The 14,284-nt window shown below is 73.5% G+C and carries 17 protein-coding genes and 1 pseudogene; 9 read left to right on the forward strand and 9 right to left on the reverse strand.

The window, feature by feature from the left end:
- Window positions 1-163: 163 nt before the first annotated feature.
- Complete coding sequence (locus JOF36_RS04570) at window positions 164-487, reverse strand: putative quinol monooxygenase (protein ID WP_210025163.1); 324 nt, start codon at window positions 485-487, stop codon at window positions 164-166.
- 109 nt (window positions 488-596) lie between these two features.
- Here JOF36_RS04570 and JOF36_RS04575 point away from each other — a divergent pair, with 109 nt between their 5' ends.
- The 7 genes and pseudogenes from JOF36_RS04575 to JOF36_RS39975 all read left to right on the forward strand — a co-directional run.
- Window positions 597-1,595 (forward strand): hypothetical protein, encoded by a 999-nt coding sequence (locus JOF36_RS04575; protein WP_210025164.1) that lies wholly within the window; start codon window positions 597-599, stop codon window positions 1,593-1,595.
- Between the two features lie 15 nt (window positions 1,596-1,610).
- On the forward strand, window positions 1,611-2,144 hold the full coding sequence (locus tag JOF36_RS04580; RefSeq protein WP_210025165.1) for a PadR family transcriptional regulator: 534 nt from the start codon (window positions 1,611-1,613) through the stop codon (window positions 2,142-2,144).
- Window positions 2,145-2,151: 7 nt separating this feature from the next.
- Complete coding sequence (locus JOF36_RS04585; RefSeq protein WP_210025166.1) at window positions 2,152-2,556, forward strand: hypothetical protein; 405 nt, start codon at window positions 2,152-2,154, stop codon at window positions 2,554-2,556.
- A gap of 69 nt (window positions 2,557-2,625) precedes the next feature.
- Window positions 2,626-3,258, forward strand: coding sequence for a class I SAM-dependent DNA methyltransferase (locus tag JOF36_RS04590; RefSeq protein WP_210025167.1), 633 nt, complete (start codon window positions 2,626-2,628; stop codon window positions 3,256-3,258).
- Window positions 3,259-3,364: 106 nt separating this feature from the next.
- Window positions 3,365-4,459: an IS110 family RNA-guided transposase gene (locus JOF36_RS04595; protein ID WP_307862211.1), complete on the forward strand. Its 1,095-nt coding sequence runs from the start codon at window positions 3,365-3,367 to the stop codon at window positions 4,457-4,459.
- A 348-nt stretch (window positions 4,460-4,807) separates the two neighbouring features.
- Window positions 4,808-5,203: a hypothetical protein gene (locus JOF36_RS04600; protein WP_210025168.1), complete on the forward strand. Its 396-nt coding sequence runs from the start codon at window positions 4,808-4,810 to the stop codon at window positions 5,201-5,203.
- A gap of 399 nt (window positions 5,204-5,602) precedes the next feature.
- Window positions 5,603-5,998, forward strand: a pseudogene (locus JOF36_RS39975) (transglycosylase family protein); the annotation flags it as partial.
- A 65-nt stretch (window positions 5,999-6,063) separates the two neighbouring features.
- On the opposite strand, the gene JOF36_RS04610 reads toward JOF36_RS39975, so the two are convergent.
- Entirely contained in the window at window positions 6,064-7,077 is a 1,014-nt protein-coding gene (locus tag JOF36_RS04610; protein WP_210025169.1) for a TIGR03617 family F420-dependent LLM class oxidoreductase, read from the reverse strand.
- 111 nt (window positions 7,078-7,188) lie between these two features.
- A complete protein-coding gene (locus tag JOF36_RS04615; protein WP_210025170.1) occupies window positions 7,189-7,656 on the reverse strand; it encodes a MarR family winged helix-turn-helix transcriptional regulator in 468 nt (155 codons plus the stop codon).
- A 57-nt stretch (window positions 7,657-7,713) separates the two neighbouring features.
- Between JOF36_RS04615 and JOF36_RS04620 the strand changes: the two genes are divergently transcribed.
- Window positions 7,714-8,556: an alpha/beta fold hydrolase gene (locus JOF36_RS04620; RefSeq protein WP_210025171.1), complete on the forward strand. Its 843-nt coding sequence runs from the start codon at window positions 7,714-7,716 to the stop codon at window positions 8,554-8,556.
- A gap of 190 nt (window positions 8,557-8,746) precedes the next feature.
- On the opposite strand, the gene JOF36_RS04625 is transcribed toward JOF36_RS04620, so the two are convergent.
- Window positions 8,747-10,906: a chorismate-binding protein gene (locus JOF36_RS04625; protein ID WP_210025172.1), complete on the reverse strand. Its 2,160-nt coding sequence runs from the start codon at window positions 10,904-10,906 to the stop codon at window positions 8,747-8,749.
- Between the two features lie 37 nt (window positions 10,907-10,943).
- The gene (locus JOF36_RS04630; protein ID WP_210025173.1) at window positions 10,944-11,591 is read right to left on the reverse strand and encodes a nuclease-related domain-containing protein; all 648 of its coding nucleotides are present in this window, start codon (window positions 11,589-11,591) and stop codon (window positions 10,944-10,946) included.
- A gap of 83 nt (window positions 11,592-11,674) precedes the next feature.
- Here JOF36_RS04630 and JOF36_RS04635 point away from each other — a divergent pair, with 83 nt between their 5' ends.
- Window positions 11,675-12,175 (forward strand): DnaJ family domain-containing protein, encoded by a 501-nt coding sequence (locus tag JOF36_RS04635; RefSeq protein WP_210025174.1) that lies wholly within the window; start codon window positions 11,675-11,677, stop codon window positions 12,173-12,175.
- 182 nt (window positions 12,176-12,357) lie between these two features.
- On the opposite strand, the gene JOF36_RS04640 is transcribed toward JOF36_RS04635, so the two are convergent.
- Genes JOF36_RS04640 through JOF36_RS04655 form a run of 4 tightly spaced genes read right to left on the reverse strand, consistent with a single transcriptional unit; the run spans window position 12,358 to window position 14,189 of the window.
- Window positions 12,358-12,846 carry an SRPBCC family protein gene (locus JOF36_RS04640; RefSeq protein WP_210025175.1) on the reverse strand — a complete coding sequence of 163 codons (489 nt, stop codon included), beginning with the start codon at window positions 12,844-12,846 and terminating at the stop codon, window positions 12,358-12,360.
- Window positions 12,830-13,162 (reverse strand): ArsR/SmtB family transcription factor, encoded by a 333-nt coding sequence (locus tag JOF36_RS40705; protein WP_210025176.1) that lies wholly within the window; start codon window positions 13,160-13,162, stop codon window positions 12,830-12,832. The genes JOF36_RS04640 and JOF36_RS40705 overlap by 17 nt, the downstream gene beginning before the upstream one ends.
- An 8-nt stretch (window positions 13,163-13,170) precedes the next feature.
- On the reverse strand, window positions 13,171-13,677 hold the full coding sequence (locus JOF36_RS04650; protein WP_210025177.1) for a hypothetical protein: 507 nt from the start codon (window positions 13,675-13,677) through the stop codon (window positions 13,171-13,173).
- A complete protein-coding gene (locus JOF36_RS04655; protein ID WP_210025178.1) occupies window positions 13,674-14,189 on the reverse strand; it encodes a DUF1707 SHOCT-like domain-containing protein in 516 nt (171 codons plus the stop codon). The genes JOF36_RS04650 and JOF36_RS04655 overlap by 4 nt, the downstream gene beginning before the upstream one ends.
- Window positions 14,190-14,284: the final 95 nt, after the last annotated feature.

Raw genomic sequence — 14,284 nt, forward strand, 5'->3', positions numbered from 1 at the left:
CGTCGGAGCCCGCGGTTCGTTACCCCGTTCGACCGAGCAACCCCCGATGCGGTGAACGTGCTCACGGACGGTGAGCGCGACAGGTGCGGTCCCCGCGCACACGACGACGCCGGTGGTCCGTCCGGGGACGGGCCACCGGCGTCGACGGGCCGGGTGCGACCGGCTACTGCGGGGTCACCTCGGCCATCTCGTTCCAGGCATCGCCGTCGATGTTCTGGAAGTTGATCTTCGGCTTCTCCGAGACCACGGTGGACATGAAGGGGAAGAAGTTCTGCGCGTGCTCGGTGCCGACGTGGTCCTCGCCGGCCTTGCCGTCGCGGAACACCTCCACGATCACGAACTCGTTCTCCTTCTCGAAGTTCTCGTGGTAGTCGAAGGAGATGTTGCCCGGCTCCGAGTTGACGTTCTTCTTGTACTCGGAGATCCCGGACAGCCACTCGTCGCGCTTGTCCGGGCGGATCTGCGCCTTCAGGACGATGAGGATCACGTAGGCCTCCGGTTCATGGTCGTCGCCGATGTCGCCGCGGATCCTTCCACGGGTGGCGGTGGTCCGCGTGTCTCAATCCTGGACGCCGGACGCGGCTACCCTCGGTCGCGTGCACCGCGACCGTCCGCTGTGGATGCGGCGACTGGGATGGGCCCTGCACGGGTTCCTCCGGTTCGTCCTGATCGTCTCCCTGCTGCCCTACGCCTGGGCCAAGGTCTTCCTGTCCCAGATGGGCCTGGTCGACTACGCCGACGCCCTCTACACGGTCGGCGAGAAGAGCCCGATGGGTCTGCTGTGGACGTTCATGGCCTACTCGCCCACGGTGCAGGTGCTGGCGGGGCTGGCCGAGCTGGCGGTGGCGGTGCTGCTGGTGTTCCGGCGCACGGCGTGGCTCGGCGGCCTGCTCGGCACCGTCGCGCTGGGCGTGGTGTTCCTGCTCAACCTGCTCTACGACGTCCCGGTGAAGCAGCTGGCGCTGGCACTGACGGTCGGGCTGCTGATCGTCGCGCTGCCGGAGCTGCCGCGGGTCGCGCGCTTCGTGGCCGGACGCCCGGTGGGTGGGCTCCGGCAGGTCCCGCCGCTGCTGCCGTGGCCGCGGGTCCATGCCGTCGCGCGGTGGCTCGTCCCGGCGCTCGGCGTGCTGCTCGTCCTCGCGCCGGGCGTCGGCTTCCCGCTGGTCGGCGGGCTGCCGCAACAGTCGTCGTCGGAGCTGCCCGGGGTGTACCGGGTGGTCGCCGACCCGGCACCGCCCGCCCCGGAGCTCGCCGCGGACCGGCGCTGGCAGGAGGTGGCGTTCGGGCAGTGGCTCGGCGCGACCGGCGCGTCCCGCCTCACGATCCGGCTGGCGAACGGCGACCTGATCGAGGGCCGGTACCGCCCGGTCCGCGACGGCGTCGTGGCCGTCGACCTCTACCCCGTCCTGGCCGGCGACCGGCCGCTGATCCGGGAGGTGGAACGGACCGTCGAGCTGACCTGGAACATCCGGCCGGACGGAACCGTGGCTCTGCGCGGTGCCGGGCAGGACCTGGTGCTCGCCTCCGACCCGGAGCTGCGCTACCTGTTCGACCGCGACTTCTCCTGGGCACCGACCGTCCCGATCAACCGCTGAACCTAGGCTGGCCCCATGCGACACGCCGCGGGCCGGGCCGGCCATCGGCTCGGACTCGCCGAACGGACGGTGCTGGCGGTCACCTGCGAGCAGCCGGTGCACGGGTTCGCGATCGCCGCGCTCACCGCGGCCGACGGCGAGCTGGGCCGGGTGTGGCAGATCCCGCGCCCGGTCGTCTACCGGGCGATCGGGCGGCTGGTCGATGTCGGCCTGATCACCGCAGGGGCGGTCGAGACGGGCGGCGGGCCGCCACGCACCCTCTACACCTCGACCGGCGAGGGGCGTGAGCACGTGCGGACGTGGCTGGCCACGCCGGTCCCGCACGTCCGCGACCTGCGGTCGGAGTTCCTGCTCAAGCTCGCCGTGCTGCACCGGCGCGGGGAGGACGCGGGCCCGCTGGTCGCCGCGCAGCGCCGGGTGCTGGAACCGATCGTCGAGGCGCTGCGGGCCGAGCAGGACGGCGGTGACGACTTCGACCGGATGCTCGCGGCCTGGCGGCGGGTGTCGGCGGAGGCAGCGCTGGCCTTCCTCGACGAGTTCCGGGTATGACGACGTCATGGCCCGACGCGACCTGACCTGGATCCCGCGCCTGCTCGGCGCGGCCACCGCCGCCTACGGGGCGGCGATCACCGCCCGACCCGACCTGCTCCTGAGGCCGGTGAAACTCCTCGCCGACGGCGAGCGGGCGGAGCCCGGCCACAAGGCGCTCACCATGGCGATCGGCGGGCGCGACGTCGTGTCCGGGCTGGCGATGCTGCTCGTCCCGGCCGGAACCCCGCTGAAGGCGGCGATCGCCGTGCGGGTCGGCGCGGACGTCGCCGATCTCACCGTCCTGGGCTCGCAGCTGCCGGACCGCGACGCCCGGGAGAAGGCGACCATGGTCGCCGCGGGCTGGGGCGCGATCTGCGCGCTGTCGGTCCTGGCCGCCGACCGGCCGAAGCACGGGCCGCTGCGCCGATGACCATGTGGCCGATGAGCATGTGGCCGATGAGCATGTGACAGCGGCCCGTCGCTCGACGATGATCGTCGGATGGCCACGAGCACCGGGGGCGACCCCCATCTGGAACGCGCCTACACGTTGAGCGGCCCGGAGGACGCCCGCGCCCTCTACGACGAGTGGGCGGCCACCTACGACACCGACCTCACCGGTGAGACGCAGGGCTACGTCGCACCGTCGGTGACCGCGGACGCGGTCGTCACGGCGGCCGGCACCGGCATCGAGGTGCTCGACGCCGGTTGCGGGACCGGGCTGGTGGGCGTCGAGCTGCAGCGACGCGGTGTCGCGACGATCGACGGCGTGGACGTGTCGCCGGGGATGCTCGAGCGTGCCCGGGAGACCGGCGCCTACCGCGACCTGAGCGAGGCGGATCTGACCGCGGCGCTGGAGCTGTCCGACGACCGGTACGACGCCGTCGTCTGCGTCGGGACGCTCACCCACGGTCACGTCGGACCGGTCGTGATCGAGGAGTTCGCCCGCGTCATCCGGCCGGGCGGGTTCCTCGTCGCGACCGTGCTGGACGACGTGTGGGAGTCCGGCGGCTACCGCGCCGAGGTCGACCGGCTGTGCGCGGGCGACGTGCTGGAGGCCGTCTCGATCGAGATCGCGCAGTACCGCTCCGGGCAGCAGGTGGACTGCCGGCTGCTGGTCCTGCGGGTGCGTTAGACGCCCTAGACGGTATGGAGGCCTGGGCTGAGGCCTCCCGCATGTGAACGTGGGTTGCCGACAGGAGTGGGTCCTGGCGGTAGAGCCACAGATGTGGGAGGCCCCAGTGAGTGCGAATCGTACGAGTGTCGGGTTGGACGTGCACGCGCGCTCGGTCGTGGCGTGTGGGCTCGACGGGCGGACCGGGGAGCTGTTCGAGCGTCGGTTGACCCCGGATCACGGTGATGTGGCCGCGTGGGTGCGGTCGCTGCCAGGCCCGGTGGCGGTCACCTACGAGGCCGGGCCGACCGGGTTCGGGCTGGCCCGGTCCCTGGCCGCGGCGGGGATCGAATGCCAGGTCGCGGCGCCGTCGAAGCTGCAACGCCCGTCCGGGGACCGGGTCAAGACCGATCAGCGTGATGCCCGGCATCTGGCCCGGTTGCTGCACCTCGACGAGATCGTCGCGGTCGCCGTGCCGAGCGTGGAACAGGAAGCTGCGCGGGACCTGGTGAGGGCGCGGGAGGACGTGCGCGGGGACCTGATGTCGGCCCGGCACCGACTCTCGAAGTTGTTGCTGCGCCAGGGGATCGTCTACTACGGCGGTAAGCCCTGGACCGGGATCCACGATCAGTGGCTGCGCGAGCGCCGCCGGGATGAGGTGTTCACCGCGCCGGGTCTGGGGCTGGCCTTCGACATCGCCTACGACACCCTGCTGGCCACGCTGACGCGGCGCGAGCGCCTGGACGCCGCGATCACCGAGATGGCCGCGAGTAGCGAGTTCACCCCGGTGGTAACCCGGCTGGGCTGCCTGCGCGGGGTCTCGACGTTGACCGCGTTCGGGCTCGCCGTCGAGATCGGGGACTGGCACCGGCTGACCGGGCGTTCGATCGGCGCCTACCTCGGCCTGGTGCCCACCGAGTCCTCCTCCGGGGCGTCGCGGTCGCAGGGCGCGATCACCAAGACAGGCAACGGACACGCCCGCCGCCTGCTGATCGAGGCCGCCTGGCACCACCGTAAGCCGCTGCGGGCCGGGGTCGGACTGCGTCGCCGTCAGGACCAGGCGAGCCCGGCCGCGCGGGATCGCGCCCAACGGGCGAACCGGCGCCTGCACTCCCGCTGGGCCGGCTTCGACACCCGCCAAAAGCGCGCCGTGGTCGCCAACACCGCGATCGCCCGCGAGCTCGCCGGCTGGTCCTGGTCGCTGGCCGTCCTCGACGAGTAACCACCCCGGCGAGGACCACAGATGTCCGGATGAGCCCACTGGTGGTGACGGCAGCGCCTGCGAGCAGACCCGCGACTGACCTATGAGCAGCCCACTCCCCCAACCCGTCGCCGGGGAGCGGAGGTGGGGCCACGCTCGATCTCTAGACCCGCGGACCGCTCGAGCCGAACAGACCGTCCTGCGGTAACCAACCCGCGCATATCAGACTGACGACGCGTCGACACCGACACGCTCGCCACCACCACACCCGTCCGGCAACCGAGGCGGTGTCCACGACGACGGTCGCGGACACCGCCTCACCCTGCCCACTTGACAAACCGGCCTACATATCAGGTCAGACTGGGGCCCATGAGTACCGAGCGCGGCCCGGTCGTCGGGCGCCGGATCCTGATCGTGCTGCTCGTGCTGGCCGCGGCGGTGCACGCGCGGCTGGTCGCGGGCACCGGCGCCGGGGCTCCGCTGCTCGCCGTGCTCGACGGCCTGGTGGCGATCGCCGCGATCGCCGCGCTGGTGCTGGTGGTGCGGCGGGCGGACGGGCCGGCGCTGCTGGTGTCCGCGATCGCCGGCGGTCTCGGTGTGGCGCTGTTCCTGGTTCCCGGCCTCGTCGCGCTGGCCCAGGGACAGAGCTGGACGGCGTGGCTGGACCCGTGGGCGTTCGGCGCGCTGCTGCTGGACGCGATGGTCGTCCGGGTGGCTGTCTTCACGCTGCGCAGAGATCAACAACCGTCCGGCGGGAAGAGCTGACGGACGCCGTGGCCCACTCCACAGCCACCGGCGAAACATCTCCGGATCGAAAACAACAAACTTCGGCGTAGATCGTTCGTAATCAGCGAAATCGCGGTCTGAGCAGCGATGACAGCTGTTACCGTTATCTTGGTGTGATAGGTCACCGATGCCTGGCTTGACCCGATCTCGCACTTTCGGCGACCTTCGATGGCGCCTCTCGGTCGTCCATGGCCGGGGAACGCACCGAAGCGCCGGAACCGCCACGCCACCACGGCCTCGTCCCACGGTTTCCGGTCAGTCGATCTGCACGGACGGGACGGGGCCGCGGGCCGCGAGCGAACTCGCGTGAACCGGACGGCGCTCCCCGCGCGGCCGGCCCGCCCGGAAAGTCGTGGGTCCGGAACCAGGTGAGAACAGATGAGCAGCACGCGCATGTCCATCCGTGGGCGTTTCGTCGGAACCTTGACCGCAGGAATCCTGGCGGTCGGGGCTCCGCTCGCCCTGGCCGGGACCGCGAACGCCGCCCCCGAGACCAGCGCCGCCGTCGCCCCCGCGGCGGCCGCGGCCCCCACCCAGTCCGTCTCCACCTCGACGTGGGAGAAGCTCGCCGAGTGCGAGTCCGGCGGTGACTGGAGCACCAACACCGGTAACGGCTTCTCCGGTGGCCTGCAGTTCACGCCGTCGACCTGGAAGGCCTTCGGCGGTGAGGGCAAGCCCCAGAACGCGAGCAAGTCCGAGCAGATCGCCGTTGCGGAGAACGTGCTCGAGGGCCAGGGCTGGGGCGCCTGGCCGGCCTGCTCCAGCAAGCTGGGGCTGCGGTAAGAACCCTCTGCGCTCGGCGGGCGGTGACCTCCACGGTCACCGCCCGTCGTCGTGTGTCAGGCCGCCCGCAGCCGGGTGACGACGTCGCTCACCAGCGCCGGGTCGGCGTCGTACGGGGTGTACAGCGAGATCCGGTCGACCAGGTCCCGGTACCGGCCGGCGATCCCGGCCGCGACCTCCTGCGGTGCGCCGGCGACGGCGAACAGGTCCAGCACGTCGTCGTCGATCAGGCCGGCCATCTCGTCCCACGCCTGCTGCCGGGACAGTCCGTTGAGCCGGTCCGCGAGCTCGCCGCGGCCGTGGTGCTCGAGCACCGGCCGGTACGGCGGGGTCGAGGCGTAGAACGCGATCTGCCTGCGCACCCCGGCCTCCGCGGCGGCGCGGGCGTCGGCGTCGGTGCCGAGCACGGTGAAGACCGGCAGGCAGACGTCGAACCCGGCCAGGTCACCGTGCTCACCGCGCCCGCGGCGCAACGCGGGCAGGGTCACATCCGCGAGGTACGACGGCGAGGTCAGCGAGTGCGCGAGCAGCCCGTCGGTGACCCGCCCGGCCACCTCCGTCATCCGCTCGCCGACCGCCGCGAGCATCACCGGCGGCCTGCCGTGCGGGTTCGTGCCCGGCGAGAAGAACTCCGTCATCAGGGTGTGTGAGTAGAACTCGCCCTCGTAGCGCAGCCGATCGCCGGTGGCCCAGGCGTCCCAGATGGCGTGCAGCGCGCGGACGTAGTCCTCCATCCGCGCGGCCGGCCGGCTCCACGGCATCCCGAACCGGCGCTCGATGTGCGGCTTGACCTGGGAGCCGATCCCGAGGTCGAACCGTCCGCCGGAGATCAGCGCGATGTCGTTGGCCTGGTACGCGAGCGTCATCGGGTTGCGGGCGAACGCCACCGCGATCGCGGACTGCAGCCGGATCCGGCTCGTGGCGCGGGCGGCGAGCGCGAGCGCGACGAACGCGTCGTGCGAGGTCTCCGGGACCGAGACGGTGTCGTAGCCGTCGCGCTCCGCCTCGACGGCGGTCGCCTCGGTCTCCAGCGGTCCCGCGGAGAACCCTCCGGTGGTGTCGACGCGCACTACCCGTCCCTTCCGTCGTCGGACACGATCCGTGCCGGCAGGTCGTCGGCGACGCGTGCTGCACCGCCACCGGGTGCCGGATCGATCTCGACCGGATCGTCCGGCACGGCGTCACGGACGGTCAATGCCCGGTTCGATCTCCCCGAGGTCCTCGACCATCGCGGTGAGCACCCGCAGGGTCGCGTCGACGTCCCCGGCGCGGACCCGTTCGGCCACCCCGCGCAGCCGCGCGTGTTCCCGGCCGACGACGCCGGCGATCACCGCCCGGCCCTCGCCGGTCGCCACGATCAGCTTCGACCGGCGGTGCCGGGGGTTGTCCACCCGCTCGACCAGGCCCGCGGCCAGCGCGTCGTCGACCATGCGCTGGACGAACTGCCTGCTCAGCGACTGTGACCGGCCGATGTCCGGGACGGTCATCGGGCCGTGGCGGCGCAGCTGGTCCAGCACCGCGCGGACGCCGGCCGAGACCCGGTTCTCGTCGGCGGCCTGCTCGACCTCGCGCAGCACGCGCCGGTAGAGGGGCCCGACGAGCAGGTAGACCTCGGCCAGCTTGTCGGCGATCCCGGCATGGTCCGTCATCCGCCGAGTATGACAACTCGGTTGTCGTGTTGGGTCGTATGTGACAACTTGGTTGTCATGATGGCTCTCACCGGTCTCGGCATCCCCTCGTTCCTGCCCGTCCCCGGCGGCCGCATCGCCTACCACGACGTCGGCCCGCGCACGGCCCGGCCGCCGATCGTGCTGCTGCACGGCGGCGGCCTGGACGGGCGCATGTGGACCCGGCAGGTCGCGGCGCTGTCCGCGAGCCACCGCGTCGTCGTCCCGGACACCCGCGGGCACGGCGGATCGTCCACACCGGAGGGGCCGTTCCGGCCGCACGAGGACCTGGCGGCGCTGCTGGAGTACCTGGACACCGGCCCCGCGGTGCTCGTCGGGCTGTCGATGGGTGGGCGGATCGCGGTGGACACCGCACTGACCCGCCCGGACCTGGCCGACCGGGTCGTCGTCAGCGGGGTGGGGATCGGGGAACCGGATTTCCGCGACCCGTGGGTGCTCGGCGTGTTCGCCGAGTGGGCCCGCACCCAGCAGGCCCTCGACGCCGACGGCTGGGTCGAGGCGTTCCTGCGTTTCGTGCCCGGTGAGCACCGCCGGGACGACGAGGTGGACCCGCTGGTCATGGAGGAGGTCCGCCTCATGGCCGTGGACGTGCTCACCCACCACCTGCCCGCCGACCCGACCGCGCCTGGCCCGCCGATCGAGTTCCTGGCCGACGCGGCCGCCCGGGCCACGTCGTTCCCGGTCCCGCTCCTGGGCATCGTGGGCGAGCTCGACGGCACCGACCACCTGCGGATCGTCCGTGCGGCTGTCGCGGCCGTGCTCGACGGCGAGCTGGTCACGATCCCGGGGACCGCGCACTACCCGAACATGGAGCGCCCGGCGGAGTTCACCGACGCGGTCCTGCGTTTCCTCGACCGGTAGCACGCCCTGCACCGTGCACACCCGATCCCGCCGAGATGCAGCTCAGTGCACCGTGGAGATCGACAATTCGCCCTGGTCCGTATCTCGGCGGGCGAGGCTGCGGGCGTGCACGTCGCCGCCGTGGTCGGTGGCGAGCAGGTCGCGTAGTGGTCGGGCTCGCGGGGCCCGGGCCCCGGCGGAGGTCCGTCGCTCACCGGTGCCGGACGGTGCCGCGGAGGCCCTCGGCGAGCCGGTGGATCAGCGGGTCCGGCGCGGCCCACCGGGCGAGGAGCCCGCTGCCGTCGTGCACCTCGCGCACCCACTGGATCCCGCGCAGCGCGTTGACCAGGAACAATCCGTCCACGCCTGGCAGCTCACCGACCGGCAGCGGGGCGATCCGGACGGCGCTCGGGCCGAGCAGGTCCAGCACCGCGCGGCGCCCGGTCCCCGGCAGGATCCGGCCGTCCAGCGGCGGGACCCACAGCCGGCCACGGTGGACGGCGGCGACCGCGGACCGGGTGCTCTCGAGCAGGTTCCCGGCGGGGTCGGCGAGCAGCGGGGTCCGGTCGGGCCCGGTCGCGGCCTCGTGGTCGTCCAGCCACCGCCGGTCGGCGAACTTGTGGCACTCGCTCGCGGTACCGGCGCCGGCCGTCGCCGACGCAGGCGTCCTGGTCAGCTCGGTGCCGTCGGTGCCGCGGCGGACAACGACGACCAGGCCGGGCTGATCCTCGAGCGGAACCGGCCCGGGCCAATGGGCGACCCGGACATCCACCCGGGACGGGTCCCGCACGTCCGCCTCGATCCGCATCCGCCCGTGCCCGGTCCGAGCCGCGGCGGCCCGCGCGGCCGCGGCCTCGACCGGCGCGGTGAGCACGGTGCCGGTCACCGCGAGGTAGGAGCGCCGCAACCGGGCCGCGTGCTCACCGACCCGGTCCGCGACGCCGTCGGTGCAGGCCACGGTCTCGAACAGGCCGGCGGCACGGTCGGCGGGCCGGGTCACGGCCGGTGCCGGTGGCCGCGGCGGACCGTCCAGCGCGGCGAGCACCGGCGCGGCCTTGGTCAGGCACTCGTCGTACTCCTCGGCCGGGTCGGAGTCGACGGTGATCCCGCCGCCGACACCCAACCGGCCGTGGCGTGCTCCGTCCGGGCCGGCGGCTCCCAGGTCCAGGGTGCGGATGGCGACGTTGAGCTCCAGCCCGGCCAGCGGGCTCACCCCGCCGACGGCACCGGTGAACAGGCCGCGTTCGCGGTCCTCGCACTCCGCGATCACCTCGCAGGCCCGAACCTTCGGTGCCCCGGTGACCGACCCGGGCGGGAACGCGGCGGCGAGCAGGTCCCGGTCGGTGACGTCGTCGCGCAGGGTGGCGTGCACCCGGGAGACGAGATGCCAGACGCCCGGATGCGGCTCGACCTCGAGCAGCCTGCCGACCCGCACCCCACCCGGGACGGCGACGCGAGCCAGGTCGTTGCGCATCAGGTCGACGATCATGACGTTCTCCGCGGCGTCCTTCACCGACACCGCCAGCCGCCGCCGCTCCCGGGCATCGCCCTCCGGATCCCCGGTCCGGGGCCGGGTCCCCTTGATCGGCGCGGTGGCGATCTCGCCCCGTGCGCGGTGCAGGAACAGTTCCGGGCTCGCGCTCACCGCGGCTCGCTCCGGGCCGTCGACCAGGGCCGCCCGCGCCGGTGGTGCGCTCCCGGCCAGCCGCGCCCACGCCTCGTGCACGTCGCCGTGCAACCGCACGTCCAGGCCGGTGGCGATGTTGGCCTGGAAGATCTCGCCGCGGCGGATCTCGGTGACGCAGCGTTCGACGGCGGCGAGGTGCGCGTCGCGGTCCGGCCACCGCAGCACCTCCAATCGGGCCGCCCGCCGGGGCGCCGGGCCCGCCAAGTCTGCTCGCAGCTCGGCGAGCCGCTGTTCGGCCGAGGCCACGTCCGAGTGCACCGGCAGGTCCACCGGCCACTCCCCGCCGGCGACCAGTGCCTCGAACCACCACCGCTCGCCGTCGTGCCGCAGGACGTCGCGGTACCAGGCGAGCACCGCACCCGGCCGACTCTCCGGCGGAGCGTGGTCGATGAACCCGAACCAGCCCCCGCCCACCGCGCCGGGCCGGGCCGGGTCGGCGGGCAACCGCGGCACCGCGCCGAGCACCGCGAACGGGTCGGCGCCGGCCGGGGCCACGAGCACCGGGTCGCAGGTCACCACCGCGCCCCACGCCCAGCCGCCGGCGAACGCGGCCACCCGGTCCCGGTGTGTGAGCCGGCGCACGAGCTCGCCGGGCGCACCACCGATCGGTCCGCCGGGAGGCGGGCCGGGATCGAGCGGCATCGCGTGCAGCCGGGGCCGGGTGGAGGAGGCTGTCGAGGTCACCGGCCGAGCATGCCCGCACCCGTAGGTGCGGTCGGCGTCAGCTCCAGGCCTCCGGTCGACGGGCGATCTCGTGGATCCGCTCGACGGCGGCCGGCCCCAGCACCGGCTTCATCCCCCGCAGCGCGAGGACCAGCGCTCCTTCGGTCGCGACGACCACGTCGTCCGGCCATCGGTGGACCCGCATCGGCGCCCCGATCACCGCGATCACCGGCCGTACCGGGGCGACGGCACCGTCCGCGCCGAGCCGGGGCAACAGCAGCTCGCGCACCCGCCGGGCCTCGACCCTGGCCCGCGGCACCGCGTCGGTGGGCATCCCGGAGACGGTCAGCCGGTCGCCGTCCAGCAGGACGGTGCGGCTCCGATGGTGCCGGGAGTTGATCACGCAGATGCCCGGAGGACCGATCAGCACGTGGTCGAGGTCGGCGGACCCGCCGTCGAGCGGGACGGAGTGCAGCATCCGCCAGCGCGGTGGCCTGCCGAGCAACCGGTCCCGGCGGGTCCGCCCGGTCAGCCCCTCCAACAGGGACGCGGTACGGAGCTCGCCGTCGGCGCCGAGCCGCCAGTTGCGGTCCGGTAGCCCGGCGCCGCGGACGTGCGCGGCCACGTGCCCCACCCGCCGCCCCGGGTAGTGGCGCGCCAGGTCGAGGGTGCGGGACCGGTCGGCGGTGTCACGGGTCTGCGGCATGGCCGGAGTGTGGACCCGACCCCCGACAGGAACGTGCCGCGAGCGAGGCCCCGCCGGTACCGTCGGAGCCGGGGTGGTCAGAGATGAACCCGGTGGATCCGCGCTTCGAGTCCCCGGTCGACCGGTCGATCCGCGAGGCCGTCGAGCGCGGCGACTTCGACGACCTGCCCGGCAAGGGCAGACCGCTCCCGGGCGCCGGAAGGGTCGGCCCGGTCGACGAGAACTGGTGGATCCGCGGCTACCTGGAGCGCGAGGGGCTCTCCGGCGAGGCGCTGCTGCCGCCGTCGATCCAGCTGCGCAAGGAGCTCGACCGGATCGACGCGACCGTCGCGCGGTTCACCGACGAGCGCCGGGTCCGGGAGTACGTCGAGGAGATCAACTCGCGGGTCGTCGATCACATGCGGCACCCGATGGGGCCGCGCGTCCCGATCCGCAGGCTCGACGCCGACGAGGTGGTCGAGCGCTGGCGGGCGGCCCGGCCGCGGCGCCGACCCACCCCCGGAGCGGTCTCGGAGGCCCCGGCGGCGCCACCGGGCGAGCGGCGCAGGCGCAGCTGGTGGACGCGCCTCCGCCGCCGAGCCTGATCCCATGCCACGGCTGACCACGCCGCGCCCGCCGACGAGCTCCCGGCGCGCAGCTCCCGGGCCCGCGCCCGAGTGTCACGTTCCGGCCCCCGATGGGGCATCAGCGTGCGTCTCGACCGGCTGCGCGCCGGTGAGGTGCACGATCCCGCCCTCCGCGGGGCGGAATCGTGCGTCTCGGAGCGTCAGGTCCGGGCCGGGATCCGCGGGGCGAAGTGACCCGGCGCGGCCAGTGGCCGCTCGGTCTCCAGCAGGGTCTTCAGCGCGGCGAGGATCGCGGGCCAGCCCTCGCCGACGTCGCGCATGTCCTGCTCGCCCTGCTCGTCCTCGGTGAACCCGGTGTGCACGACCTGCAGCTTCACCGCCTCGTCCCCGAACGGCGAGATCGCGAACTCGACGACCGTCGGCGGCCGGCCCGCGGCTTCCTCCGCCCGGCCGGTGAAGGTGTAGGACAGCCGGTGCGGCGGCTCGACGGCGAGCACCTTCCCGATGAAGTCCTCCCGGTCCGGGTGCACGGCCTCCAGCGGGCTGCCCACCTCCCAGTCGGAGGTCAGCTCGGCGCCGCCCCAGTACTGCATGGTGAACTCGGGGCTGGTCAGCGCCCGGAACACCTGCTCGGCCGTGCTGCGGATGTAGGTCGTGTAGACGTAGACGCGATCATTCGTCGTGGGCATCGCGGTCCTCCAGCGCGGCACGCAGGTTCGTGATCGCCTGCACCCGGCTCCGCTCGAATTTCCCGATCCACCGGTCGTGGATCTCCTGGATGGGCACCGGGTCGAGGTGGTGGAGCTTCTCCCGGCCACGGCGGACGGCGGACAGCAGACCGGCCGACTCCAGCTGGGTCAGGTGCTTGGAGACGGCCTGCCGGCTCATCTCCAGCCCGTCGCACAGCTCGCCGAGCGTCTGCCCGCCCCGTTCGTGCAACCGGTCGAGGATCCGCCGACGGGTCGGGTCCGCGAGGGCCCGGAAGACGGCGTCGACATCGGTCACGCGGCCAATTATGCAACCAAACGGTTGCCTGTCAAGGTACGAATCCGCCCCCACGGTTTCTCGACGGACAGCACCGAGGCGCTCAGCAACATCACCTGGTGCAGTGCCGAGCTGAACAGCAACGGCCACAGCAGGGACGGGTCCCGGCCCGCGGCATCGATCCAGCCCGTGTTCAGCACGACCGAACCGACGATCACGGTCAGAGCCAGCACCGTCTTCACGACCACCCAGCGGTACCGGAACAGACCCCACGCCGTTCCGATTCCGAGCGCGGCCCCGGTCAGCACGGTGCCGACCGCGAAGAACGGGATGATCACGCCGCCGACCAGGCCCATCGCCGGGACCGCGAACGCCGTCCCCGCGCCCTGCACCAGGACCGTGGCGGGCAGCACCAGCATCACCATCGACAGGCCCGTCCAGCCGATCGCGAGTACGAGGTGCGCGGCCCGCAGCGATGCCCGGGGGCGGCGCGCGAGCCTGCGCCGCGGTGCGGTCCGGGTGGTGGCGGTCGTCAACGCAGCTCCTCGGGCACCGCGTCATCCGGTGACGGCTCGCGATCGGCTCGCCGCAGGTGCACGAACAGGATCAACCCGAGCCAGAACGCCGGTCCGATCGGCATGAACAGCGGCGCCGGCCCGAGCACGGCCGCGATCAGCAGAAGCAGGAGTATCGCCCCGGTGACGCCGGCGTGCACACCCATGATCCGGCGGGCGCGCGGGGTCAGCGGGCCGCGCGGCGGCCGGCGGGGCCGCGGCGGCCGGGGCAGCCCGGAGAGCAGCGGGACGAGCTCGGCGCGGGTGCGGGCGGCGTAGGCGGCGGCCTGTCGCTCGTCGGCCTCGTCCAGGGTGAGCCGGCCCTCGGCGGCCGCCCGGCGCAGCCGGTCGGTGACGTGCTCGCGCTCGGCGTCCGAGGCGAGCACGGCGTCGTCACCGGGCGCCGCGGCGTGCGCCGGTGCTGCTGCCGGGACGGTGGGTGTCGTCGACGGGGCGGGCCCCGTGATGGCGTCGGTGTCAGGTGTCGTCGTCATGCCGGACAGCGTGTCGGGCGGTGCGGGCCTGCGCGTCCGCCCGCGGTCGCCGATCCCCCTGCCGTCCCGGTCGCAGCGGCCCGCCCCGGCGTACA

This window comes from Pseudonocardia parietis, assembly GCF_017876315.1.
GTDB lineage: Bacteria > Actinomycetota > Actinomycetes > Mycobacteriales > Pseudonocardiaceae > Pseudonocardia > Pseudonocardia parietis.